This is a genomic window from Vibrio sp. V38_P2S17PM301 (assembly GCF_009904845.1).
GTDB lineage: Bacteria > Pseudomonadota > Gammaproteobacteria > Enterobacterales > Vibrionaceae > Vibrio > Vibrio proteolyticus.
In genome coordinates this window covers 50,304-73,932 of record NZ_WXWO01000049.1, presented here as the reverse complement: position 1 = coordinate 73,932, position 23,629 = coordinate 50,304, and the positions used below count along the sequence as shown (strand labels likewise).

General features: G+C 55.6%; 23 protein-coding genes. 16 read left to right on the top strand and 7 right to left on the bottom strand.

Annotated elements, in window-relative coordinates; translation table 11 throughout:
- The first annotated feature begins 6 nt into the window (after window positions 1-6).
- The 11 genes from gspD to CAG64_RS10475 all read left to right on the top strand — a co-directional run bounded on the left by gspD (window position 7) and on the right by CAG64_RS10475 (window position 10,353).
- Window positions 7-2,037 carry a type II secretion system secretin GspD gene (gene gspD, locus CAG64_RS10525; RefSeq protein ID WP_161488275.1) on the top strand — a complete coding sequence of 677 codons (2,031 nt, stop codon included), beginning with the start codon at window positions 7-9 and terminating at the stop codon, window positions 2,035-2,037.
- A complete protein-coding gene (gene gspE, locus CAG64_RS10520) occupies window positions 2,034-3,530 on the top strand; it encodes a type II secretion system ATPase GspE (RefSeq protein WP_021704666.1) in 1,497 nt (498 codons plus the stop codon). The genes gspD and gspE overlap by 4 nt, the downstream gene beginning before the upstream one ends.
- On the top strand, window positions 3,530-4,753 hold the full coding sequence (gene gspF, locus CAG64_RS10515; protein ID WP_021704665.1) for a type II secretion system inner membrane protein GspF: 1,224 nt from the start codon (window positions 3,530-3,532) through the stop codon (window positions 4,751-4,753). Before gspE ends, gspF begins: the two co-directional genes overlap by 1 nt.
- A gap of 64 nt (window positions 4,754-4,817) precedes the next feature.
- Window positions 4,818-5,261: a type II secretion system major pseudopilin GspG gene (gene gspG, locus CAG64_RS10510; protein ID WP_040902347.1), complete on the top strand. Its 444-nt coding sequence runs from the start codon at window positions 4,818-4,820 to the stop codon at window positions 5,259-5,261.
- 39 nt (window positions 5,262-5,300) lie between these two features.
- Entirely contained in the window at window positions 5,301-5,882 is a 582-nt protein-coding gene (gene gspH / locus CAG64_RS10505) for a type II secretion system minor pseudopilin GspH (RefSeq protein WP_021704663.1), read from the top strand.
- On the top strand, window positions 5,872-6,225 hold the full coding sequence (gene gspI / locus CAG64_RS10500) for a type II secretion system minor pseudopilin GspI (RefSeq protein ID WP_021704662.1): 354 nt from the start codon (window positions 5,872-5,874) through the stop codon (window positions 6,223-6,225). Before gspH ends, gspI begins: the two co-directional genes overlap by 11 nt.
- On the top strand, window positions 6,212-6,889 hold the full coding sequence (gene gspJ / locus CAG64_RS10495) for a type II secretion system minor pseudopilin GspJ (RefSeq protein WP_161488274.1): 678 nt from the start codon (window positions 6,212-6,214) through the stop codon (window positions 6,887-6,889). Before gspI ends, gspJ begins: the two co-directional genes overlap by 14 nt.
- Window positions 6,876-7,901 carry a type II secretion system minor pseudopilin GspK gene (gene gspK / locus CAG64_RS10490; RefSeq protein WP_161488273.1) on the top strand — a complete coding sequence of 342 codons (1,026 nt, stop codon included), beginning with the start codon at window positions 6,876-6,878 and terminating at the stop codon, window positions 7,899-7,901. The genes gspJ and gspK overlap by 14 nt, the downstream gene beginning before the upstream one ends.
- Complete coding sequence (gene gspL / locus CAG64_RS10485; protein WP_021704659.1) at window positions 7,870-9,090, top strand: type II secretion system protein GspL; 1,221 nt, start codon at window positions 7,870-7,872, stop codon at window positions 9,088-9,090. Before gspK ends, gspL begins: the two co-directional genes overlap by 32 nt.
- Window positions 9,091-9,098: 8 nt before the next feature.
- Window positions 9,099-9,590 (top strand): type II secretion system protein M, encoded by a 492-nt coding sequence (locus tag CAG64_RS10480; protein ID WP_021704658.1) that lies wholly within the window; start codon window positions 9,099-9,101, stop codon window positions 9,588-9,590.
- A gap of 1 nt (window position 9,591) precedes the next feature.
- Window positions 9,592-10,353, top strand: a complete 762-nt coding sequence (locus tag CAG64_RS10475; protein ID WP_021704657.1) for a type II secretion system protein N — start codon at window positions 9,592-9,594, stop codon at window positions 10,351-10,353.
- 61 nt (window positions 10,354-10,414) lie between these two features.
- Here CAG64_RS10475 and cysQ read toward each other — a convergent pair whose 3' ends face one another.
- From cysQ to CAG64_RS10455, 4 genes are all read right to left on the bottom strand, one after another.
- On the bottom strand, window positions 10,415-11,242 hold the full coding sequence (cysQ, locus tag CAG64_RS10470; protein ID WP_021704656.1) for a 3'(2'),5'-bisphosphate nucleotidase CysQ: 828 nt from the start codon (window positions 11,240-11,242) through the stop codon (window positions 10,415-10,417).
- A 25-nt stretch (window positions 11,243-11,267) separates the two neighbouring features.
- On the bottom strand, window positions 11,268-11,813 hold the full coding sequence (gene nudE, locus CAG64_RS10465; protein ID WP_161454110.1) for an ADP compounds hydrolase NudE: 546 nt from the start codon (window positions 11,811-11,813) through the stop codon (window positions 11,268-11,270).
- A 151-nt stretch (window positions 11,814-11,964) separates the two neighbouring features.
- Window positions 11,965-12,552: a Fe-S biogenesis protein NfuA gene (nfuA, locus tag CAG64_RS10460; protein ID WP_161454109.1), complete on the bottom strand. Its 588-nt coding sequence runs from the start codon at window positions 12,550-12,552 to the stop codon at window positions 11,965-11,967.
- Between the two features lie 98 nt (window positions 12,553-12,650).
- Entirely contained in the window at window positions 12,651-13,343 is a 693-nt protein-coding gene (locus tag CAG64_RS10455; protein ID WP_161488272.1) for a phosphoribosyltransferase family protein, read from the bottom strand.
- 87 nt (window positions 13,344-13,430) lie between these two features.
- Between CAG64_RS10455 and bioH the strand changes: the two genes are divergently transcribed.
- Window positions 13,431-14,198: a pimeloyl-ACP methyl ester esterase BioH gene (gene bioH / locus CAG64_RS10450; protein WP_161488271.1), complete on the top strand. Its 768-nt coding sequence runs from the start codon at window positions 13,431-13,433 to the stop codon at window positions 14,196-14,198.
- A gap of 98 nt (window positions 14,199-14,296) precedes the next feature.
- Window positions 14,297-14,767, top strand: a complete 471-nt coding sequence (locus CAG64_RS10445; protein WP_161488270.1) for an ATP-dependent Lon protease — start codon at window positions 14,297-14,299, stop codon at window positions 14,765-14,767.
- 72 nt (window positions 14,768-14,839) lie between these two features.
- Here the strand turns inward: CAG64_RS10445 and CAG64_RS10440 are convergent, their stop codons facing one another.
- Window positions 14,840-17,158 carry a Tex family protein gene (locus CAG64_RS10440; RefSeq protein WP_161488269.1) on the bottom strand — a complete coding sequence of 773 codons (2,319 nt, stop codon included), beginning with the start codon at window positions 17,156-17,158 and terminating at the stop codon, window positions 14,840-14,842.
- A 248-nt stretch (window positions 17,159-17,406) separates the two neighbouring features.
- Here CAG64_RS10440 and CAG64_RS10435 point away from each other — a divergent pair, with 248 nt between their 5' ends.
- Window positions 17,407-19,281 carry a putative ATP-dependent zinc protease gene (locus CAG64_RS10435; protein ID WP_161488268.1) on the top strand — a complete coding sequence of 625 codons (1,875 nt, stop codon included), beginning with the start codon at window positions 17,407-17,409 and terminating at the stop codon, window positions 19,279-19,281.
- A 29-nt stretch (window positions 19,282-19,310) separates the two neighbouring features.
- Here the strand turns inward: CAG64_RS10435 and greB are convergent, their stop codons facing one another.
- A complete protein-coding gene (gene greB / locus CAG64_RS10430; protein WP_161488267.1) occupies window positions 19,311-19,787 on the bottom strand; it encodes a transcription elongation factor GreB in 477 nt (158 codons plus the stop codon).
- A 151-nt stretch (window positions 19,788-19,938) separates the two neighbouring features.
- Here greB and ompR point away from each other — a divergent pair, with 151 nt between their 5' ends.
- Both ompR and envZ read left to right on the top strand, forming a co-directional pair.
- A complete protein-coding gene (gene ompR, locus CAG64_RS10425; protein WP_021704636.1) occupies window positions 19,939-20,658 on the top strand; it encodes an osmolarity response regulator transcription factor OmpR in 720 nt (239 codons plus the stop codon).
- An 83-nt stretch (window positions 20,659-20,741) separates the two neighbouring features.
- On the top strand, window positions 20,742-22,040 hold the full coding sequence (gene envZ, locus CAG64_RS10420; protein ID WP_021704635.1) for a two-component system sensor histidine kinase EnvZ: 1,299 nt from the start codon (window positions 20,742-20,744) through the stop codon (window positions 22,038-22,040).
- Between the two features lie 44 nt (window positions 22,041-22,084).
- On the opposite strand, the gene CAG64_RS10415 is transcribed toward envZ, so the two are convergent.
- On the bottom strand, window positions 22,085-23,473 hold the full coding sequence (locus CAG64_RS10415; RefSeq protein ID WP_161488266.1) for a uracil-xanthine permease family protein: 1,389 nt from the start codon (window positions 23,471-23,473) through the stop codon (window positions 22,085-22,087).
- Window positions 23,474-23,629 lie beyond the last annotated feature (156 nt).

The window sequence follows — 23,629 nt, the reverse complement described above, 5'->3', positions numbered from 1 at the left end:
TAAAAAGTGAAGCATTGGCTGAAAAAGAGCGCATGGCTGCTGGCCGGAAGCCTGCTGGCGGCGGTGCCGCCGGCAATGGCAAATGAGTACAGTGCCAGTTTTAAAGGCACCGACGTTCAGGAGTTCATTAACATTGTCGGGCGTAACCTCAACAAAACCATCATCGTCGACCCGTCGGTGCGGGGGAAAGTGGATGTCCGCAGTTACGATACGCTCAACGAAGATCAGTATTACGCTTTCTTTCTCAACGTCCTCGAAGTGTACGGCTACGCCGTAGTTGAAATGGACAACGGCATCCTGAAAGTCATCAAATCCAAAGACGCCAAAACGTCGGCCATTCCAGTGGTCAGCAACGGCAGCGAACACGGTGATACCGTGGTGACCCGAGTGGTGGCCGTGCGCAACGTTTCCGTGCGTGAACTGTCGCCACTGCTACGCCAGCTGAACGACAATGCCGGTGCGGGTAACGTAGTGCACTACGATCCAGCCAACATCATTCTGATCACAGGTCGCGCGGCGGTGGTGAACCGTCTGGCCGAAATCATCAAGCGTGTCGACCAGGCAGGTGACAAAGACATCGAAGTGGTGGAACTGAGTAACGCGTCGGCGCCGGAAATGGTGCGAGTTGTGGAAGCTCTGAATAAAACCACTGATGCTAAGAACACTCCCGAATTTCTACAACCTAAACTGGTGGCCGACGATCGTACCAACGCCGTGCTGATCTCCGGTGACCCGAAAGTCCGCTCACGACTGAAAAAACTGATTCGCCAGTTGGACGTCGAGATGGCAACCAAAGGCAACAACAAGGTCGTGTACCTCAAATACGCCAAAGCGGAAGAATTGGTGGATGTGCTGAAAGGGGTCTCAGACAACCTGCAGGCAGAAAAACAGGGTAACCAGAAAGCGCCAGCGGCGTCGAAAAATGACGTCATGATTGCGGCGCATCCGGGCACCAATGCACTGGTGCTGACCGCGCCGCCGGATATCATGCAAGCGCTGCAAAATGTCATCGCTCAGCTGGATATCCGCCGAGCTCAGGTGCTGATTGAAGCGCTGATCGTTGAGATGTCGGAAGGCGACGGTGTCAATCTCGGGGTGCAATGGGGCTCACTGGAAAGTGGCGCCGCCATTCAGTATGGTAACTCGGGTGCACAGATCGGCCAGGTAATGGTGGGTCTGGAAGAAGCCAAAGACACGGTCGAGAAAAAACCGATCCGAGACAGCGACACCGGTGCCATCAAATACTACGAAACGACCACCACCAAAGGCGACTACTCGACGCTGGCCAGTGCGCTGGCTGGGGTCAATGGGGCGGCGGTAAGCATCATGATGGGTGACTGGACGGCACTGATCACCGCAGTCTCGACCGACACCAATTCCAATATTCTCTCCTCACCAAGTATCATGGTGCAGGACAACGGTGAAGCCTCGTTCATCGTGGGTGAAGAAGTACCGGTCATTACCGGTTCCACCGCGGGGTCAAACAACGACAACCCGTTCCAGACCGTGGACCGTAAAGAAGTCGGTATCAAACTGAAAGTGGTCCCACAGATTAACGAAGGCAACTCGGTACAACTGAACATTGAACAGGAAGTGTCTAACGTACTGGGCGCCAATGGGGCGGTCGACGTGCGATTTGCCAAACGTCAGATCAATACCTCAGTCATGGTGAACGATGGTCAGATGATCGTGCTGGGTGGCCTGATGGACGAACGTACGGTGGAGAGCGAGTCTAAAGTCCCGCTGCTGGGGGATATTCCTCTGCTGGGGTATCTGTTCAAATCAACCAGTACCGACGTACAAAAACGCAATTTGATGGTGTTTATTAAGCCGACCATCATCCGCGATGGCATGACCGCCGACGGCATCAGCCAGCGCAAATACAACTTCATTCGGGCAGAGCAATTGTATCAGTCCACCAAAGGCCTGAAACTGATGCCAGACAAGCAGATCCCGGTGATGCCTAAGTTTGGTGAAGACGCTCAGCACCCACCTGAAATTCAAGCATTCCTGGATCAGATGGAAGACGGACAATGAGTGAAGTTCTGGTCACCACGGCAGTGTATAAGCGCCTGCCGTTCAGTTTCGCCAACCGCTTCAAAATGGTGTTGGCGCAAGTGAACGAGCAAACCACGCTGTATTATGTCGCGCCGCTGTCGATGAAGGCACTGGTGGAAGTGAAACGGGTGGCGCAGTGCGATTTTCAGCTTGAAGAGCTGGAGCGCGAGGCGTTTGAATCCACGTTGACTCAGGTGTATCAGCGCGATTCATCGGAAGCCCGCCAGTTGATGGAAGACATTGGTGCAGACAGTGAAGATTTCTTCTCTCTGGCTGAAGAGCTGCCGCAGGACGAAGATTTGCTGGAGTCGGAAGACGATGCACCGATCATCAAGCTGATCAACGCCATGCTCGGCGAAGCGATCAAAGAGGGCGCGTCGGACATTCACATCGAAACGTTTGAGAAAAGCCTGTCGATCCGTTTCCGGGTCGATGGTGTACTGCGTGACGTGTTGGCGCCGAGCCGCAAACTGGCTCCGCTGCTGGTGTCGCGGGTGAAAGTCATGGCGAAGCTCGACATCGCCGAGAAGCGTGTCCCGCAAGATGGCCGGATTTCACTGCGTATCGGTGGCCGGGCGGTGGATGTGCGGGTGTCGACCATGCCGTCCTCGCACGGTGAGCGGGTGGTGATGCGTCTGCTGGACAAAAATGCCACGCGCCTCGATCTGCACAGTCTGGGTATGACCGCCAGTAACCACGATACCTTCCGTCATCTGATCCAGCGTCCGCACGGCATCATTCTGGTCACCGGTCCGACCGGTTCGGGTAAGTCGACCACTCTGTATGCCGGCTTGCAGGAGCTGAACAGTAACGAACGCAATATCCTTACCGTAGAAGACCCGATTGAATTTGATATTGACGGCATCGGGCAGACTCAGGTTAACCCTAAAGTCGACATGACCTTTGCCCGCGGACTGCGTGCGATTTTGCGTCAGGATCCGGATGTGGTGATGGTCGGTGAGATTCGTGACCTGGAAACGGCGCAAATTGCTGTGCAGGCGTCACTGACCGGTCACTTAGTGATGTCGACCCTGCACACCAATACCGCGATCGGTGCCATCACACGTCTGCGCGACATGGGCATTGAGCCGTTTCTGGTCTCTTCGTCGCTGCTCGGCGTACTGGCACAGCGTCTGGTGCGGACGTTATGTCCGGACTGCAAAGAGGCGTATGAAGCCGACGCCCAGACCAAAGCGCTGTTTGAACTGTCTGAGTCTCAGCCGTTGACGCTGTACAAACCGTGTGGCTGTGAAGCGTGTAACTTCAAAGGCTATCGCGGCCGGACGGGCATTCACGAGCTGTTGGTGATCAATGAGCACGTACAAGAGCTGATCCACAGCGAAGCCGGTGAGCAAACCGTCGAAAAAGCCATCCGTCAGCATACGCCAAGCATCCGCGATGACGGGCTGAGTAAAGCGCGTGCGGGCATCACCTCGGTTGAAGAAGTGATGCGGGTGACGAGGGAAGGCTGATGGCGGCGTTTGAATATAAAGCGCTGGACGCAAAAGGCAAAAGCAAGAAAGGGGTGATTGAAGGCGACAACGCTCGTCAGGTTCGTGTTCGACTGAAAGAACAGGGGCTGATCCCGGTGGAAGTGAACGAAACGCGCAGCAAAAGCAACGCCAGCAAAGGCGGCGGAGCGATGACGTTCAAACGCGGCATCAGTACGCCGGATCTGGCGCTGATCACCCGTCAACTTTCAACCTTGGTCCAATCCGGCATGCCGCTGGAGCAGTGCCTCAAAGCCGTCTCTGAACAGTCAGAGAAACCACGCATTCGCAACATGCTGCTGTCGGTTCGCTCTAAAGTTACGGAAGGCTATACGTTGGCGGACAGTCTGGCGGAGTACCCGCATATTTTTGACGAACTGTTCCGCTCAATGGTGGCGGCGGGTGAAAAATCCGGCCATCTGGATGCGGTCCTCGAGCGTTTAGCCGATTACGCTGAGAACCGGCAAAAAATGCGTTCTAAACTGCAGCAGGCGATGATCTACCCTGTGGTATTAGTGGTGTTTGCCATTGGTATCGTGGCCTTCCTGCTGGCGGCCGTGGTGCCGAAAATTGTCGGCCAGTTTGTCCAGATGGGACAGGATCTGCCCAAGTCGACGCAGTTTCTGCTCGATGCCAGTGCGTTTATACAGAACTGGGGAATTGAAATCCTAGTGGCGATCATTGTTCTGACCTATCTGTGCCGTTGGCTGCTGAGTAAGCCGGATATCCGCCTCAGTTGGGACCGGAAAGTGATTCATATGCCGCTGATCGGCAAAATTGCCCGCGGGCTGAACACCTCACGTTTCGCCCGCACGCTGTCTATCTGTACCTCCAGTGCGATTCCGATCCTGGAAGGGATGCGGGTTGCGGTGGACGTCATGTCGAATCAGTACGTCAAACAACAGGTCTTGTTGGCCACCGACAATGTCCGCGAAGGGGCCAGTTTGCGCCGTGCACTGGAGCAGACCAAACTGTTCCCGCCGATGATGCTGCATATGATTGCCAGCGGTGAGCAAAGTGGTGAACTGGAAGGCATGCTGACCCGCGCGGCGGACAACCAGGATGCCAACTTTGAATCGACGGTGAACATTGCGCTGGGTCTGTTTACTCCTGCGCTGATTGCCGCGATGGCAGGCATGGTGCTGTTTATCGTTCTGGCAACGCTGATGCCGATTCTGGAAATGAACAACCTGTTAAGTAAATAGGATGCAGCCTGGCCCGCTGATGACTCACACCGGGCCGGGGTGTCGTTTTTGTTGTGGAGTAATTATGAAAAGAAAACTGAAAAGACAGTCTGGTTTTACCCTGTTAGAAGTCATGGTTGTGGTTGTGATTTTGGGCTTGCTGGCGAGCTTTGTTGTTCCGAACTTGCTGGGCAACAAAGAGAAAGCGGATCAGCAAAAAGCGATCACCGATATCGTGGCGCTGGAAAATGCGCTGGATATGTACAAACTGGACAACAGTGTGTACCCAAGCACCGATCAGGGCCTGCAAGCTTTGGTGAGCAAGCCGAGTAACCCAGAGCCGCGCAACTACCGCGATGGCGGTTACATCAAGCGTCTGCCGACCGACCCTTGGGGGAACGACTACCAGTACCTCAGCCCGGGTGAAAAAGGCACCATTGATGTGTTTACGCTGGGGGCAGATGGTCAGGAAGGCGGTGAAGGTATTAATGCCGACATCGGTAACTGGAATCTGCAGGACTATCAGTAAATAACTGAGCGGGCGGCCTGTGCCGCCCGATTGATCTCTATGTCTCGTTCACGTGGTTTTACCTTATTGGAAGTGTTGCTGGTGCTGGTGCTGATGGCCGTCAGTGCCGTGGCAGTGATCGCCACATTACCACCCAGCCGTGATGAAGCGGCCAAGGACGACGCACAGAGTCTTTTCCAGCGGGTACAGCTTCTTAATGAAGAAGCGATGCTGTCCGGAAAGGATTTTGGTCTGAGAATTGATGAAAAGCGCTCGCGCTATCAGTTAATGAGCCTCAACGACGAAGGCTGGCAAGCGCTCAAAATGGATGGCATCAAAGCCGATACCCAGCTGCCGGAAGGCGTGGCATTGCAAATGACTCTCGGCGCCGACAGCTGGCGTGATGATGACCGGTTATTCAAACCGGGATCGCTGTTCGATGAGGACATGTTTGCGGACGTCGAAGAGAAAGACAAGCCGCGTCCGCCGCAGATTTTCATTCTGTCCAGCGGAGAGCTGACGCCAGTGCGGGTCACCTTCTATCCGGGTGATCGCGACGCGGCCAGCGATGGCTGGAGTGTGGATATTCAGGAAAACGGGGAAATCCGCCTGTTGGCTCCGGGAGAGCAAGATGAGAAGTAACCGGGGCATGACCTTGCTGGAAGTGTTGGTCGCACTGGCCATTTTCGCCACCGCCGCGATAGCGGTGATTCGCGCCGTGACGCAACACATCAACACCATCAGCTATCTGGAAGAAAAAACCTTCGCCGCGATGGTGGTCGACAATCAGGTGGCGCTGGTGATGCTGGATCCAAAATCGCTGCGTGAGCGCAGCGGCGAAGAAGAATTAGCTGGTCGTAAGTGGTTTTATAAGGTAGCACCGGTGAAAACCGCCGATACCTTGCTGAAAGCTTTTGATATCAGTGTGGCGACCGAAAAGCAGGGGGCGCCTTTGGTGACGGTACGCAGCTATGTCGAAAACTAATCCGTTGCGTGGCCGCCACCAACGCGGTTTTACTCTGATTGAAGTGCTGGTTGCGATTGCCATCTTTGCCAGCCTGAGTGTGGCGGCTTATCAGGTGGTCAGCCAGGTACAGCGCAGCAACGAGATTTCCCTGCAGCGCAGTGGCCGTCTGAGCGACATTCAGCGCGCCCTGGTGGTGATGGACGCCGATTTTCGTCAAATGGCGACCCGGTTGTTTCGCACTGACGGCAGTGAAGCGGGTGAGCGCCTAATTGACTGGCGCGATTACCTGCTGGACTCGGACAGCAAAGGGGTGATGTTTACCCGTCTGGGTTGGATTAACCCTCAGCAACAGTTTCCGCGTGGTGAGGTGACCAAAGTTGGCTACCGTATCAAAGAGCAGACGCTTGAGCGGGTGTGGTGGCGTTACCCTGATACGCCGGCCGGTCAGGAAGGACTGTCGCGCCCGATACTGACGGACGTCGAATCGTTCACCCTGAGCTTTTATGATGGCAACAAATGGGGCGAATCCTGGGAGCAGACCGATTCGCTGCCTGCCGGGATCAAAGTGGTTCTTGAGCTGAAAGATTACGGCAAAATTGAACGGGTGTACCTGATTGCGAGTGGCAAAATCCAGCGCAGTGGTGGCACGAAACCGGAAGGGGGCAACGATGGCACTAGCTAGACCTGCTCAGCGCCAACACGGCGTCGCTCTGATTGTGATTCTGATGCTGCTGGCGATCATGGTGTCGATCGCGGCGACGATGTCCGGACGCCTGTTTACCCAGTTTAAGCGCGCGGGCAATCAGCTGAATTATCAACAGGCTTACTGGTATGCCATCGGTGCTGAGTCGCTGGCCAAAGCGGGGATTGAACAGAGTTACCAAGACAGTGACACCATCAACCTGTCGCAGCCATGGGCACTCGAAGAGCAAACCTACCCGCTCGATTATGGCCGGCTGAAAGGACGCATCCTTGATCGGCAGGCGTGTTTTAATGTCAACGCTCTGGCATCGGTGGAGTTCAATCCAGCCGATACAGGGCGTCCGTATCTGGTGTCGGTACTGAAAAATCTGCTCACCGAACTGGAGGTGGATGACTATCAGGCGGAAGTTATGGCGGACTCGACGTGGGAGTTTGTCGATAAGAATGATGGCATCAACAGCCAAAGTGGTGTGGAAGACGCTTTCTATGAAGGACTGGCGCCGCCGTACATGGCCGCCAATACTTTACTGGCGGATGAGAGCGAATTACGCGCCGTCAACCAGATGAGTGGCGAGGCCATGACCAAACTGGCTCCATATGTTTGTGCGTTGCCGGCCGACGACTGGCGCTTAAACATCAACACCTTAGAACCGGAACAGAGTAAGCTGCTGATGGCAATGTTCAGCCCGTATCTGAGTGATTCAGATGCGAAAGCCATTCTGGAGAGACGCCCTTACGATGGCTGGGCCAGTGTTGAGGATTTCCTCGCTGAGCCCGCGATTGCATCCGTGGATGAGAATGTACGTAAGCAGGCCAGGCAGTATCTGGCGGTGGACAGTGCCTACTTTGAGCTTGACGCCGAAGTGTTGGTCGAGGAGTCCCGGGTCAGAATACGTAGCCTGCTGTATAGTGAAAACAGAGAAACTGCAACGGTAATACGCCGTCGCTTTGGAGGGATCAGTGAGCGAGTTTCTGACCGTTCGACTGAGTAGTCAAAAAGACACACCAATCCCTTGGTTGGTGTGGTCAACCAATCAAAATGAAGTCATCGCCAGCGGTGAGCTGGCCGACTGGACGCAGTTATCTGACCTGACCGGCTACGCCGCGCAGCGCACAGTGATCGTGTTGGTGTCGGCGCGCGATGTTGTGCTGACAGACGTCGAGATCCCAGCCGGTGCATCGCGCCAACTGGACACCATGCTGCCTTATTTACTCGAAGACGATCTGGCTCAGGATGCGGATGAACTGCACTTTACCCAGCTGGCCCGTCAAGGCTCACATGCATACGTGTGTGGCCTGGATCGTAACTGGCTGCGTACCCTGCTTGATGAGCTGCGTGAGCATCAGATTGACGTGAAAAAAGTGTTGCCGGATGTGCTGGCATTGCCAGAGTACCCTGAAGGCATCAGCGCCGCGCAGCTGGGTGAGCTGTGGCTGTTACGCAAAGGTCCTTACCGCGCGTTGAGTATTGAATCCGAGTGGTTGCCTATTCTGGCCGCGTCGGAATGGGTGAGTGATGATGACGGCGAAGCGCCGTTAGCACTGCGATCCTACAGCGCGTTACCGGAGCTGAATCTGAGTGAGGGTGCGGATTGGCGTTGTGAACAGCCCGCGCTGATCATGCAACTGCTGACGGAACATGCGATCAGCAGCAAAGTGAATCTGCTCAGTGGGGAATTTAAACCCAAGTCATCACTGCTCAAACACTGGCGTCTGTGGCGTCCGGCGGCTGTCGCAGCAGGATTACTGCTGGTGACGTCGTCGGTGTACGCGGTCTTGCAGATCCAGCAGTATGAAGCGCAGGCGCAGCAGTACCGCGCTGAAAGCGAACGTATCTTCCGAGCAGCGTTACCGGGCAGGAGCAAGATTCCGACCGTGGGTTACCTCAAACGCCTGATGGAGCAAGAGGCCAACCGTTTGTCGGGCGGTAATGCAGAAGACTCGATTCTGGTGGTGATGACCAAGATGACGGACACCTTCCGCAACAGCAGTGACATGCAGTTGCAGAGCATTCGCTACGATGGCAACCGCGGCGAAGTGCGCCTGCAGGCTCAGAGCAAAGATTTCCAGAGTTTTGAAAAAGCGCGTGTCGAACTGGCCAAGCACTTCAGCGTTGAGCAGGGGCAACTGACCCGATCTGGTGAAGTGGTCAATGGCTCGTTCGTACTCAAACGTAAGTGAGGTGACAGATGAAACAATTATTGGCCACCGCACAAGCCTGGTGGCAAAGCATTACGCCGCGCGAGCAGCGTCTGGTCATGATCGGCGGAGCTTTGCTGGTGCTGGCTGTGCTGTACTGGGGGATCTTGTCGCCGTTGCATCAGCGTGCGGCGGAAGCAGAAGCCCGCATTTCGACTGAAAAACAGTTGCTGAGCTGGACGAGGGAAAAAGCCAACCAGATCACCACGCTGCGTGCCAGTGGCGGGGTTACCAGTTCCACTCAGCCGCTCAACCAGATTGTCTCTTCCACAGCCGGACGCTATAACATTGAGCTGATCCGGGTGCAGCCGCGTAGTGAGATGCTCCAGGTGTGGATTCAGCCTGTGGCGTTTGACCAGTTCCTGAACTGGGTGTCTCACCTCAAAAGCGACTTTGGGGTCGAAGTTGAGTTTCTCGATATTGAACGCGCCGACAAGGCTGGTGTGGTAGAGATTAAACGCTTGCAGTTTAAGCGAGGATAGGATGACGAAAAAAATCTGGTTACTGACCGGTGGGTTTGTTCTGGTCAGCGTGATCAGTCTTGTGGCCCATGTGCCGGCCGCATTTGTACTCAGACAAGTGACGCTGCCCGCGCCACTGCAAATCGAAGGCATATCTGGCACGGTGTGGCAGGGCAAAGCGCAGTCCGTCAGTTGGCAGCGTCAATCGCTCGGTGAAGTCCGCTGGTCGCTGAGCGGCTGGAAACTGCTGATGGCTCGCTTGGAAGCGACGGTGCGTTTTGGCCGTGGCAGTGATTTAGGGATCAACGGTAAAGGCGTGCTGGGGTATGGCTTTGGTGGTGCGTACGCACGTGACCTGGTGACCTCGATGGCGGCTGAGAATGCATTGCGCTATGCACAAGTGCCGTTGCCAATTGGCGTGTCTGGTCAACTGGTCTTGACGATTGATGACTGGCGATACCAAGCACCGTATTGTGCCCGCGGTGAGGGTGAGCTGGCCTGGGGACAGGCGGGGGCTCAGACGCCGCTTGGTGATCTCGATCTGGGGCCGGTGGTGGCAACGATCCGCTGTGAAAACAGTTCGCTTAGCGTGGCCGGTCAGCAGAGCAGCGCTCAGGTCAGCAGCGAGTTTTCTGCCGAGCTGCAAGCCAATCAAAGTTACACCAGTCAGGCGTGGTTTAAACCCGGCGCAGAGTTTCCGGGTTCACTGCAAAGTCAGTTACGCAACCTGCCGAAGCCGGATGCTCAGGGACGCTATCAGTTCAGTCAGGGTGGCCGACTATAACCTGCCCAGCGAGCAGCAAAAAGACAATAAAAAAGGGCGACTCAGGTCGCCCTTTTTACGTTCAGTCTTTCACTTTGAGGATGTCATCCCACGGCAACTGCTCATCGCCCAACACAATAAAGTTGGGGTTTTCCAGTGTTTCGCGTTCGTTGTAAGACAATGGTTCGAGAACCGTGCTGAGAATGCGCCCTCCGGCTTCTTCGACGATGCACTGGGTGGCAGCGGTGTCCCATTCGCCCGTCGGGCCAAGGCGCAAATAGCAGTCCACGGCTCCTTCCGCGACCAGACACGCTTTGAGGGCAGCCGAGCCGAGCGGCACCAGATCGTAGTTCCAGCGGCTGCTCATGCGGCTGGTGATGCGATTGATGTCCTGGCGGCGGCTGATGGCAATGGCGATAGACTGGTTCAGGCTTTCGTGTTTGTGGGTCGTGATGCGCACGCTTTCGCTCATGTCCGGGATCTTCCAGGCGCCTTTGCCGTGATAGGCGTAGTACGTAACACCAGAGACCGGGCCGTACACCACACCCATCACCGGACGGTGGTTTTCGACCAGTGCAATGATGGTGGCAAAGTCGCCACTGCGGGCGATGAATTCTTGAGTGCCGTCGAGCGGGTCGACCAGCCAGTAGCGATCCCAGTCTGCCCGCTGGGCCAGACTGATGTTGGCCGCTTCTTCAGACAGCACCGGAATGTCCGGCGTCAGTTCGCTGAGACGTTCAGTGATCAGCTTATGCGCCGCAATGTCAGCACTGGTGACCGGCGTTTCATCGCTTTTGGTGTACGCTTCATACTGTTTTTTCTGATAAATATCCAAGATCAGCTGACCCGCAGAACGGGCGATTTCGATCACGCTGGGCAGCAGATGGGACAAGTCTTTCGTTATCGGCATATCGGTTCCTATAACCCTGCTGTTATTATTTTAGATGACGCAGGGCAAGTAGTAGCGCAGTGATGCTGCGTGCTTCACAAAAATCGAGGTGGGTAAGCAACTCTTCGGCCTGCGCCAGAGGCCAGCGCACAATTTCCAGCGGTTCGGGCTCGTCCCCTTCCAGACGCTCAGGATAGAGATCGCGTGCAACAAACAGCGTCATGCGACTGGAAAAGTACGACGGCGCCAGGACCACCTCTTTGAGGGGCATCAGGCTGCGGCAACCGAATCCGATCTCCTCTTTGAGCTCACGGTCAGCCGCTTGCTGTGGGGTTTCGCCCGGATCAATCAGACCTTTGGGAAACCCCAGTTCGTACCGCTCAGTGCCGGCGGCGTATTCGCGCACCAGCAGCAAATCGCCCTGTTCGGTCAGTGGAACCATCATGACGGCATTTCGGCCGCTGGGCTTCATGCGTTCATAGGTGCGTTCCACTCCATTACTAAAGCGCAGGTCAAGGGATTCTATGGTAAATAAGCGGGACTGAGCGACGGCTTGTTTCGCCAGAATGTCCGGCGTTTTCTTTCCTGTCATTACGCTCGCTCCTTTGCAGGGAAAAGTGTTCTTAATATATGAGAAAAGCCGTGTGCTTGAAAAGAGCAGATTGTGACCAAAGACGAGTTTCTCTCAGATAAAGAAAAGGTTGGCGTATGACGGCCAACCTTTTGCTCACAATCGCGTGCGATCAGTAGTAAGAATGCTCACCGCGATCATGTTCGGTCGCATCGCGCACTGCGGTCAGTTCGCCTTCGAACTGTTGCAGCAGCTCTTTCTCGATGCCTTCTTTGAGTGTGACGTCCACCATAGAGCAGCCGTTACAACCGCCGCCGAACGAAACGATCGCGACACCGTCTTCGGTGATTTCAATCAGATTCACGTGACCGCCGTGGCTGGCCAGTTGTGGGTTCACCTGTGTCTGGATGGCGTACTCAACACGTTCTGTCAGCGGCGCGTCATCAGACACTTTACGCATCTTGGCGTTCGGCGCCTTGAGGGTCAGCTGAGAACCCATTTTGTCGGTGACAAAATCGATTTCGGCATCTTCCAGAAATGGCAGGCTGAGCTCGTCGACGTAAGCCGAGAAGCCGCTGAACGCCAGCTCTGTATCGGTCGCTTCCACCGCTTCTGGCGGGCAGTAAGACACACCACATTCTGCATTCTGAGTTCCCGGGTTGACCACAAACACGCGAATGTTAGTGCCGTCCGGTTGCTGGCTCAGCAGGTTGGCAAAATGGGACTGGGCAGATTCTGTAATAGTAATAGTATTTGACACGACGAATACCTGAGTAAATTTGTAGGCTATTTAACCACCATTCTACTCCTGTGAATTCTGAGATCTAGCCCTTTGCGCATAAATTAGCGTTGTCTGAACTAGTCACCGGGCTCAGGAGTGCGGCACAGACAGTAAATATCAACAGTTTCCGCGCCGGCATCAAGCAGTAATTTGCACAATTGCTGCACGGTACTGCCGGTGGTTACCACATCGTCCACCAGAGCTACGTGACGTACGCTCGGCGCACGCGACAAAACAAACGCCCGGCGGAGGTTGCGGCTGCGTTCGGCTTTGCTCAGTCCCTGTTGCTGTACGGTGGCCCGACAGCGCTGAAACAGCGGCTGATAACGACTGTGTGGCCATTGACGGATCAGTTGAACGGCGAGCAATTCACTCTGATTAAATCCGCGCCATGCGTGGCGGCGCCAGTGCAGTGGCACCGAGGTCAGGAGCGGTGCCGGGGTCTCGATCTGAGGCGTGACCAACTGCGCCAGTGGCGGGCTTAGCCAGAACTGACGGCGGTATTTAAAGCGGTGCACGTATTCCGACAAGGGGGGCTGATAATCGCCGATGCAGTAGAGTCGGTTCCACAAAGGCGGGCTGGCAAGACACTGACCGCATTGCTCGACGGGTATCGGGGTCGGCAGGCCGCAGCGCTGGCAGCGCGGACGGGGAGCAAAATACCGCTGACAGTGACGACACCACAGCCGATTATCGGCGGACAGACGGCACAAGTCGCATTGCGCGCCGCCCAAACAGAGCATGGCGTTTTGCCACCAGTGGGATAACATAAGCGTTTGCCAGAAAGCGGTCAGTGCAGACCATGATGCACTGACCACCGAACACAATGCATGGTTTTAGTCGGAGAGGGTGCGAGCATGGCTGCAGAATTGTTTTGGCAGAGTCAGGGACAGGGCGACGATTTGGTGCTGGTGCACGGCTGGGGAATGAACGGGGCCGTGTGGCATCAGACCGTGGAGGTTCTCAGTCATCACTTTCGGGTGCATGTGGTTGATTTGCCGGGTTACGGTCACAGTGCCCATTTGCATGCGGCCACGTTAGATGAGATGACCACCTTGCTGCTTGAGCGGGCACCAGAACGCGCCATTTGGGTCGGCTGGTCGCTGGGCGGGCTGGTGGCGACGCACATGGCGCTGCATCATCCTCAGCGGGTGCGCAAGCTGGTGACGGTCGCCAGTTCGCCAAAATTTGCCGCAGAGCGACCATGGCGCGGTATTCAGCCCTCGGTACTGACTGCGTTTACCGATCAGTTGATGGAGGATTTTCAAACCACCATCGAACGTTTCATGGCGTTGCAGGCGATGGGCAGTCCGTCGGCCCGGCAGGACGTTCGCCAGTTGAAAGAGGCGGTGTTGTCCCGCCCGGCCCCGAATCCGGACTCCTTGCTGGCCGGCCTGACGATGCTGGCGGAGGTCGATTTACGCCAGCATCTGCCGCACATCAGTGCCCCGATGCTGAGGTTGTATGGCCGTCTGGATGGGTTGGTCCCGGTTAAGGTCGCCAGTGATCTGGACAATCTGGTGCCCGGCAGCGACTGTTTTGTCTTTACTCAGTCGTCGCATGCGCCGTTTATGACCGAACTGGACAGCTTCTGTCAGCAAATTGTCCAATTCAGTCACAAATAATTGTTAAATATTTGAGCAATCCGGCCGATACCAAGTCTAACCCGGGAGATATGCCTTAGCATGCATTTCGGGTGGGCGATACTGAGGAGGTTTCGGCTATGATCGTGTCACCGACGAACGTGAGTGTGCCACTTATCGCCCCATCGGTGAATGTCCAGACAGAGCAGGCAGCTCGTGACAATAAAGTTCGCGAACCTGTGGTGCCGACCATGGCGCCGGCGAAGTCAAATGCGGAACGTAAGATCAACGCGGACGAGAAACGTCACAGAAGCACTTCCTGGGATCCGTCGGAGCATCCTGGCTACGAACTGGAACCGGAGCAAGAGGTGGACGCGGACGAACGTGACCCGCCGCGCAGCGCGCTAGAATGGCTGTTTAGCCTGTTGGCGCTGGAAACTTACAGTCAGCATCAGGGCAAAGGGTATGCGATGCGTTTTCGCCTGCCCAAAACCATCATCGATGCGGTGATAACCGAAGGACAGATGGCACGCAGGCGTGTGGTTATTAAATACCACTATGGCCATGCTGTGGCCCCTAACACGCCATCTGAGATTATAGCGGTGCTGTAGACATCAGTGTTTCGATGTTTATCGCGAACAAAAAAATACCCACGCATGCGTGGGTATTTTTTTCGGCCGGGATTATTTTTTCGCTTTAGCGAAAGCGGCGGCAAATGCACCGCCCATGGCGTTGTTTTGCGGCTCATCCCGGCGGCGTTGTCCGCGGTTGTTTTCCTGGCTGCGCGGGCGCGCAGCACCGGAGCGCTGACTGCGGTTATCCTGTCCTGGTTCATCACTGAGGCGCATGGACAAACCGATGCGTTTGCGCTGCACGTCCACTTCCATCACTTTGACTTTGACAATGTCCCCGGCCTTGACCACGTCTCGTGGGTCGGATACGAATCGATCCGACAGCGCGGAGACGTGCACCAGTCCGTCCTGATGAACGCCAATGTCGACAAACGCGCCGAAATTGGCCACGTTGGAGACCACGCCTTCGAGAATCATGCCAGGCTCCAGATCGGCGACGGTATTGACGCCATCGGCAAACGTTGCTGTCTTAAACTCCGGACGCGGGTCACGCCCCGGTTTGTCCAGCTCACGGATAATGTCGGTCACGGTCGGCACACCGAAGTGGTCGTCGGTGTAATCGACCGCATGCAAGCCGCGCAGGAAGTCGGAGTCGCCGATCAGGCTCTGTACCTGCTTGTGGTTTTTCTCAGCGATGGCTTTGACCACCGGGTAGGCTTCCGGGTGCACTGACGAGGCATCAAGCGGGTTCTTTCCGTCCATGATGCGCAGGAAACCGGCACACTGTTCAAACGCTTTTGGCCCCAGACGTGCGACTTTTTTCAGCGTGGTGCGGGACTCAAAACGGCCGTTTTCGTCGCGGTAGGCAACGATGTTGTCAGCCAACGTGTTCGACAGGCCGGCGACGCGGGTCAGCAGTGCCGCTGATGCTGTATTGACGTCCACTCCGACGGCGTTGACACAGTCTTCCACCACCGCATCAAGGCGCTTGGCAAGCAATGTCTGACTGACGTCGTGCTGGTACTGACCGACACCGATGGATTTCGGATCGATTTTCACCAGTTCCGCCAGGGGATCCTGCAGGCGGCGGGCGATTGACACCGCGCCCCGCAGTGACACGTCCATGGCCGGGAACTCTTTTGCCGCCAGTTCGGAGGCCGAGTACACCGATGCTCCAGCCTCACTGACCATGATTTTCTGTACTTTGAGGTTGCCACGTTGGATCACGTCAGCCACAAAGGCATCGGTTTCGCGCGACGCCGTGCCGTTGCCGATCGCAATCAGATCCACATTAAATTTGCGTACCAACTGGTCCACGACCTGCACGGCGCGGTCGTACTGATTCTGTGGAGGGTGTGGGTAAATGGTTTCGGTGGTCAGCACTTTCCCGGTGGCATCCACCACGGCGATTTTCGAGCCGGTACGCAGGCCCGGATCGAGGCCGAGCGTCGCGCGTGGACCCGCGGGTGCTGCCATCAGCAGATCTTTCAGGTTGGTGGCGAACACGTCGATGGCCTCAATTTCCGCGCGTTCTTTCATGGCGCCCATCAACTCTGTTTCCATGTGCATCGACACTTTGATGCGCCATGCCCAACTGATGACCTGCTTACGCCACGCGTCAGCCGCCGCATTGCTCAGCGTGATGCCGTAGTGATCGGCAATCAAGGTTTCACAATAGGACTGACGCACACCTTCTTCCTGAGCCGGATCGGCATTCAGTGCCAGGGTCAGAAAGCCTTCGTTGCGGCCACGTAACATCGCCAGCGCGCGGTGAGACGGCACTTTGCTGATCGGTTCGTTGTGTTCGAAGTAGTCTTTGAATTTTTCGCCTTCGCGCTCTTTGCCTGCGACAACCCGGGCCACCAATTCGGCGTGTCGGGTCAGATGGGCGCGGATCTTCTCCAACAGGTTGGCGTCTTCAGCGATGCGCTCCATGATGATCGCACGTGCACCATCCAGCGCAGCTTTGATGTCTGTGATGCCTTTGTCATCCGCCAGATACTTGGCCGCTTCACTGTCAGGGTCAGTCTGCGGTGTGTGCCACAACGTGTCCGCCAGCGGCTCCAGGCCGGCTTCGATGGCGATTTGCCCCTTGGTACGGCGCTTCGGTTTGTACGGCAGGTACAGGTCTTCCAGTCGCGTTTTGCTGTCGGCCTGACGGATGTCTTGTTCCAGCTCCGCTGTCAGTTTTCCCTGTTCCTCAATCGATTTGAGGATGGTTTGACGACGTTCGTCCAGCTCACGCAGATAGGACAGGCGGCTGTCCAGCGTCCGCAGTTGGGTATCGTCCAGTCCGCCGGTGACTTCTTTGCGGTAGCGGGCAATAAAGGGGACGGTGTTACCGTCATCAATCAGAGTGACAGCGGCGTTGACCTGCTCAGGGCGTACATTCAGCTCCTGGGCAATCAAGTGACAGATAGCTTGGCTCATCCGTGGGTTCTCTTTTATTCGGGTGTATTGGCAGCCGATGCACGGCGTGGGTATTTCCCACATTGGGGTGCATCGGCGTTTTTCCAACGATTTTACATTTGGTCGCAGGTTTTTGCGCTTAAATTACTTATCTCAGGTGGACATTGGTTATATTTGTGTCAAAACTGTAATCAAATTCAGAACTTATCGGCTATGGGGGAACTCATAGTTACTGTGTTTCACTTATCCGACAGTCATGGATTCTCCTCATGAAGAAAGTTTCTTTAGCCCTTGCCCTGTTCAGCACCGCGTTATTCACTCCGATGTCCTGGTCTGGCGATCTGCAAGCCACCACCCGCGATCCGGTGTACAAAATCGACAACGAGTTGGTGTTGGGGCGAACTGAGAATGTCTATTATAACGACATTCCGCAACTCAAGGGCGTTCCGTTCACGGGCAAAATTGACACCGGCGCCGATACCACCTCAATGCATGCCGAGAACATTCACGTCATCAGCCAGAACCCCAAGTATCAGCATCTGAAAGACGATGCTCTGATGGAAGCTGTGGTTGAGGACATGGACAAACGCCACGGCAAGTGGGAAGACGCCATGTTCAAGCCGTACCGGGTTCAGGTCTCGTTTGAAGTACGCCATCCGTACACTGGCAAAGTCATCAAAATAACCGATGACATTGAGCGGATTGCGATGATCCGCAGCCGTACCAATGACAAACCTATCCTGCGGCCGACCATCAATCTGCCACTGACCATCGCCGGGCACACGGTTAACACTGACGTGAACCTTGCGGATCGTTCCGGTTTCTCTGCTCCGGTGTTGATCGGAAAAACCTTCCTTGAGAACAATGCCTGGGTGTTCGCCGGTTACGATTACCTGCAGGGCCTGCCACAAGCTCAGGTGATTGGCAAACACGAGACCGTTAACGTGGGCGGTTTACCGTACAAAACCAGTTTCTCATTGAAAAACAATTATTCGATTGCCAATGCCAAAGACATTCAGGTGGATAAAAAAGCCCGCCAGGTGTCGTTTACGCTGATCGGCAGCAACGGGCAGCGCAAAGCGATGACGCTGCCGCTGGTGAAAATGCTGCGTGTGAGTGGCACGGCGCGCCCGCTGGTCTACCTGCCGGTTAAGCTCAATGACACCCAAACCGAACACTGGCTGGTGTATCTGCGAGATCGCAGTCACCTCGATACCCAATTGCGTATTGGTCTGAACACCACCAGCCGATATTTTGTTATCAATTCCGGACGGGAGAATCTACTGCGTGGCGGCGAAAAGAGCTACAACAATGCGCTTAAGAGTCATCCGCTGGTGGTGTCACCTGAGGAAGAGATCGAACTGGACGGCGTGACGTTGCGCGCGGAACCGTCGTTTGCGGTCAACACTCCCTTGCTGCGGGTCAGCAGTTTTGAGCTGGTGGAAGGCAAGAAGCCGCAGGTCGAATTCTATCTGCCCGATGGCAAAGGCGGTGATCAGAAAGTGGTGAAAGAGGTGATCAAAAACATCGTGGTGGGTGAGTCGACCCGGCCGATTGTCGAAGGTGAGTTCACGTTTGGCGGCGAGACACGCACACTGGCATTTGCCGTTGATGTCGTGGAGAAAAAGGGCCAGAAGCCGTATTTCACGTTGGGACAAAAAATGGCCAAAGGCGGAGTGCTGGTCAATACCCGAGCTGAGAACCTGCTGGATGTGCACCCGCTGTTTCGCGCCGGTCACATTGAAGTGGCGCAGGTGGAAGGGCTCAGTTTTCCAGTCAAACTGGATACCGGGGCGGACATCAGTTCAATCAACGCACAGGACATCAAGCAGTTCGACAAAGACGGTAAGAAAATGGTCACTTTCACCTACGAAAACGATCTGGGGATGAAAAAGCAGTTTACGCGCGAAGTGGTCGATGTGATGCGCATTCGTGCCCGGGACGGTGAAAAAGCCAACGTGCGCCCGGTGGTCAAGATGCGGGTCAGCCTGGGGGGAATTGAGAAAGCGATCCGGGTCAATTTGCAAGATCGCAGCCGGTTCCATTACAGCATGATTCTGGGGCGCAATTTTCTGAAGTACGGGGCGGTGGTCAGCAGCGATAAAGATTACATCGTGACGGACAAGCCCGCCTCGGAACAATAACGTCAAGCCCCGCGGTGCGGGGCTTTTTTTTACGCCTGATAGCGGATGCTATTGACGAACCACTCTTTCTCGCCATCCGGGGTGCGCACGGTGAATTCGTCGTCGACCGCTTTTTTGAGGATCGCCCGTGCCATCGGTGAGTCGATCGAGATGTAGCCTTTGGCGTCGCCATAGATCTCGTCCGGACCGACGATGCGAAACTGCATCCGCTCGCCAGCGTCATTCTCAATTTCGACCCAGGCGCCAAAAAACACCTGGCCTTCCTGCTGCGGAGAGTAGTCGACCACTTTGACCTGTTCGAGGCGCTTTCTCAGATAACGGACACGGCGATCAATTTCTCGCAAGCGCTTCTTGTTATACTGGTAGTCCGCGTTCTCACTGCGGTCGCCCAGACTGGCGGCCCAGGTGACTTTTTTGGTGACTTCAGGGCGCTCTTCTCTCCATAGAAAGTCGAGCTCTTTTTTAAGGCGATCAAAGCCTTCTCGGGTAATCAGATTGGTTTTCATATTGTTGATGCTATCAGATTGCAACCTGCGGATACATTAGCTAAAAAAGACATAAACGTTAACAATTCTTTAAGCGACTTTTCGCGAACGGGTGGTACATTGCATACTGCCATCCTGTCTGGGCAATGGGTTTATTTGGTGGAGTCTTTACATGCAAGAAAACTTTAAGATCCTCGTGGTCGATGACGATGCACGTTTGCGTGCGTTGCTGGAACGTTACCTGTCGGAACAAGGTTTCCAGGTACGTAGTGTGGCAAACAGTGAGCAAATGGACCGTCTGTTGACGCGTGAAAACTTCCACCTGATGGTGCTGGACCTGATGTTGCCGGGCGAAGACGGTTTGTCGATCTGCCGCCGGCTGCGCAACGCCAACAACATGTTGCCGATCCTGATGCTGACTGCCAAAGGTGATGAAATCGACCGGATTGTCGGTCTGGAAGTCGGCGCGGACGATTATCTGCCTAAACCGTTTAACCCCCGTGAGTTGCTGGCACGGATCAAAGCGGTGTTGCGTCGTCAGGTGATTGAAGCGCCGGGCGCTCCGAGTTCTGAGGAATCGGTGGTGGAATTCGGTGAGTTTCGCCTTAATCTCGGAACCCGAGAAATGTTCCGTGGTGATGAGCCTATGCCACTGACGTCTGGTGAGTTTGCGGTGCTTAAAGCCCTGGTGACCAACGCGCGTGAGCCGATGTCACGCGACAAGCTGATGAATATGGCGCGTGGACGGGAGTACTCCGCCATGGAACGCTCGATCGACGTGCAAATCTCGCGTTTGCGCCGCATGCTGGAAGTCGACCCGAGCAAACCTCGTTACATTCAGACGGTGTGGGGGCTGGGCTACGTCTTTGTCCCCGACGGTAAAGAAGCGTAAGCCTGACCTTCCGGCTCCGGTTGCCCGCGCAACCGGAGCTTTTTGTTTGTCTTCCTGCTCCAATTGGCTCTCAAGGTAATGTTATGCGTATCCGCAGCTCGTTGACTCAATCCATTTTGTTGCTGATCACTTTGCTGATCGCCAGCCAGGTCTATTCCTACTACGCGGTATTTAATTACGCACTGTTGCCGAGTTTGCAGCAATTCAACAAGATTCTCGGCCATGAAATTAACCTGATGCTGGATGATTCTGAGGAGCTCAATGCCGGGCTGGATGCGCCGCAGCGTCGCCGGGTGCTTGAGCAGTTGGGCGTGACGATACATCCGGAAGACAGTCCGATTGCCGAAGAGTACCGCCATGCGGTCAGTATTGATCTGATGAGTGAAGAGATGAGCCAGGAACTCGGGGTTCCGACCGATGTGCGCATGATGCTCGGACAGGAAAGCTACATTCTGTGGATGAAAACCGATGCTCTGCCGGGCGCGTTGATCCGCATTCCGCTCTCGGAGTTACAGGAAGAAGACTTTGCGCCGCTGTTTCGTAACAGCCTGATCATGGCGCTGCTGATCGTCGCCGGTGGCTGGCTGTTTATCCGGTTGCAGAATCGGCCTTTGGTGGCGCTTGAGCGTGCCGCTAAGGACGTGGGCCGGGGCGAAATCCCACCACCGCTGCCAGAAAAAGGTGCCACGGAGATCCGCTCGGTCACCCGGGCGTTTAACCAGATGTCAAAAGGCATTCAGGCGCTCGAAGAAGACCGCGCGCTGCTGATGGCCGGCATCAGTCACGACTTACGCACGCCGCTGACCCGCATTCGGCTGGCGACGGAAATGATGTCGCCACAGGACAGTTATCTGGCGGAAGGCATCATCGGTGACACCGAAGAGTGCAATGAGATCATCAGTCAGTTTATGGATTACCTCAAACCAGTCAATCAGCAGAGCTTTGAAGCGGTCAGCCTCAATGATTTGGCCCGCGACGTGGCGACGTCGGAAGGGGGGTATGAAATTCAGGTTGAAACGGAGCTGAATCCGCAGATGAAAGATGCCATCGGCAGCCCCATCGCGATCAAGCGCGCGATCAGTAATCTGGTGGTGAACGCCATTCGCTATGGTAACGGCTGGGTAAAAGTCAGCACCGGCATGACGGCCGACAACAAACTGGCGTGGGTGTGTGTGGAAGATAATGGCCCGGGGATTGAAAACAGCCAGATCGGTAAGTTGTTCGAACCTTTTACCCGGGGCGACACCGCGCGGGGCAGTGAAGGGACCGGATTGGGGCTGGCAATCGTGAAGCGGATTGTCAGCCAGCATCGCGGCGCTGTGGTGGTGAATAACCGCTCACAAGGCGGACTCAAAGCTCAGATCAGCTTTCCAACCCGTTAAACTCCCTCAAGCGCGCGGCCGCGGGCCTGAGGGAGTCGGAATGGTTAGGACTCCGTTGCGCGCTCGCGCTCTGCATCGGTCAGTTTTTCCGGCAGCAGCAGATTGAGCACGATTGCGGTGATGCCACCGGCGGCGACGCCGGAGGAGAAGATGCTCTTAATGAACTCGGGCATGAACTGGAGGATTTCCGGTTTCTGCGCGATGCCTAGCCCCATAGAAAACGACAGAGCCATGATCAGAATTGCGCGGCGGTCGAGCTCCACGCGGGAGATAATGCGCACCCCGGCAGCGGCGATGGTGCCGAACATCACTATGGTTGCGCCGCCCAGCACAGGTTCCGGGATAAGCTGGACAAAGCTGGCCACGCCAGGAAACAGGCCTAGCAAGACCAGCATGGCGGCGATGAAGTAGCCTACATAACGGCTGGCCACACCAGTCAGCATGATCACCCCATTGTTCTGACTAAAAGTGGAGTTCGGGAAGCTGTTTAGCAGCGCCGCCAGGGCGGAGTTTAACCCGTCAGCCAGTACGCCTCCTTTGATGCGTCGCATGTAGACCGAGCCTTTGACCGGCTCGCCAGATACTTCTGAAGTCGCGGTAATGTCACCAATCGCCTCCAGCGCCGTGATAAGGAAAATCAGTACCAGCGGAATAAACAGCGACCAGTCAAAGCTCAGTCCATACTGCATGGGAACCGGCAATGCGATCAGCGCGGTGTCGCCCAGTTGTGAGCTATCAACCATGCCCATGAAATAAGCCAGCAGGTAACCGACCAGCATGGCAATCACAATCGATGCGACCCGAATGTACGGGTTGCGGGCGCGGTTGAGCAGGACGATCAGCCCCAGTACCGTACCCGCCAGCGCCAGTTTGTCTAGGCTGCCGAACGTGCCATCACCGAGCGCCGCATATCCGCCGCCCATTGAAACCAGACCAACCTGGATCAGCGTCAGGCCGATCAGGGTCACCACAATTCCAGACACCAGGGGAGTGATCACCCGGCGTGCGTAATCCAGCACGCGTGACAGCAGAATTTCAGCAAATGAGGCCACCAGAATGGTGCCGAAAATCGCCGCCATCATGGTCGACAGATCCGCGCCGCCCGCTTTCAGTGCCAGCCCGGCACCGATGATTGGGCCGAGGAAGTTAAAGCTGGTGCCCTGCACGGACAACAGCCCGGAACCGATCGGCCCAAAGGTCCGGATCTGGATAAAAGACGACAGGCCGGACGCGAATAATGACATGCTGATGATGGTGTTGGTTTGCTCGGCCGGCACACCAAGCGACTGGCAGATGATCAGCGACGGGGTAATGATGGCGACAAACATGGCCAGCAGGTGCTGCAGGGCAGCGAAAAGGGTTTGCGGTAGCGGTGGTTTATCGTTGAGCTGATAAACCAGGTCGGTATGTCGCGAAGCGTTGTGGTTAGCCATGGAAGTTTCCTGTCAGAGCACCACTGATATTCGCTGAATGGGGACATCAGTGGGAGCCGGCACGTTATCTGTGATTGCTGTTAATCAGGGCCGGATCAGCGTGGAGCACATGCGGAGTCGGATCCGCGCGAAAAATTGGCCGGAATTATAAAAGGT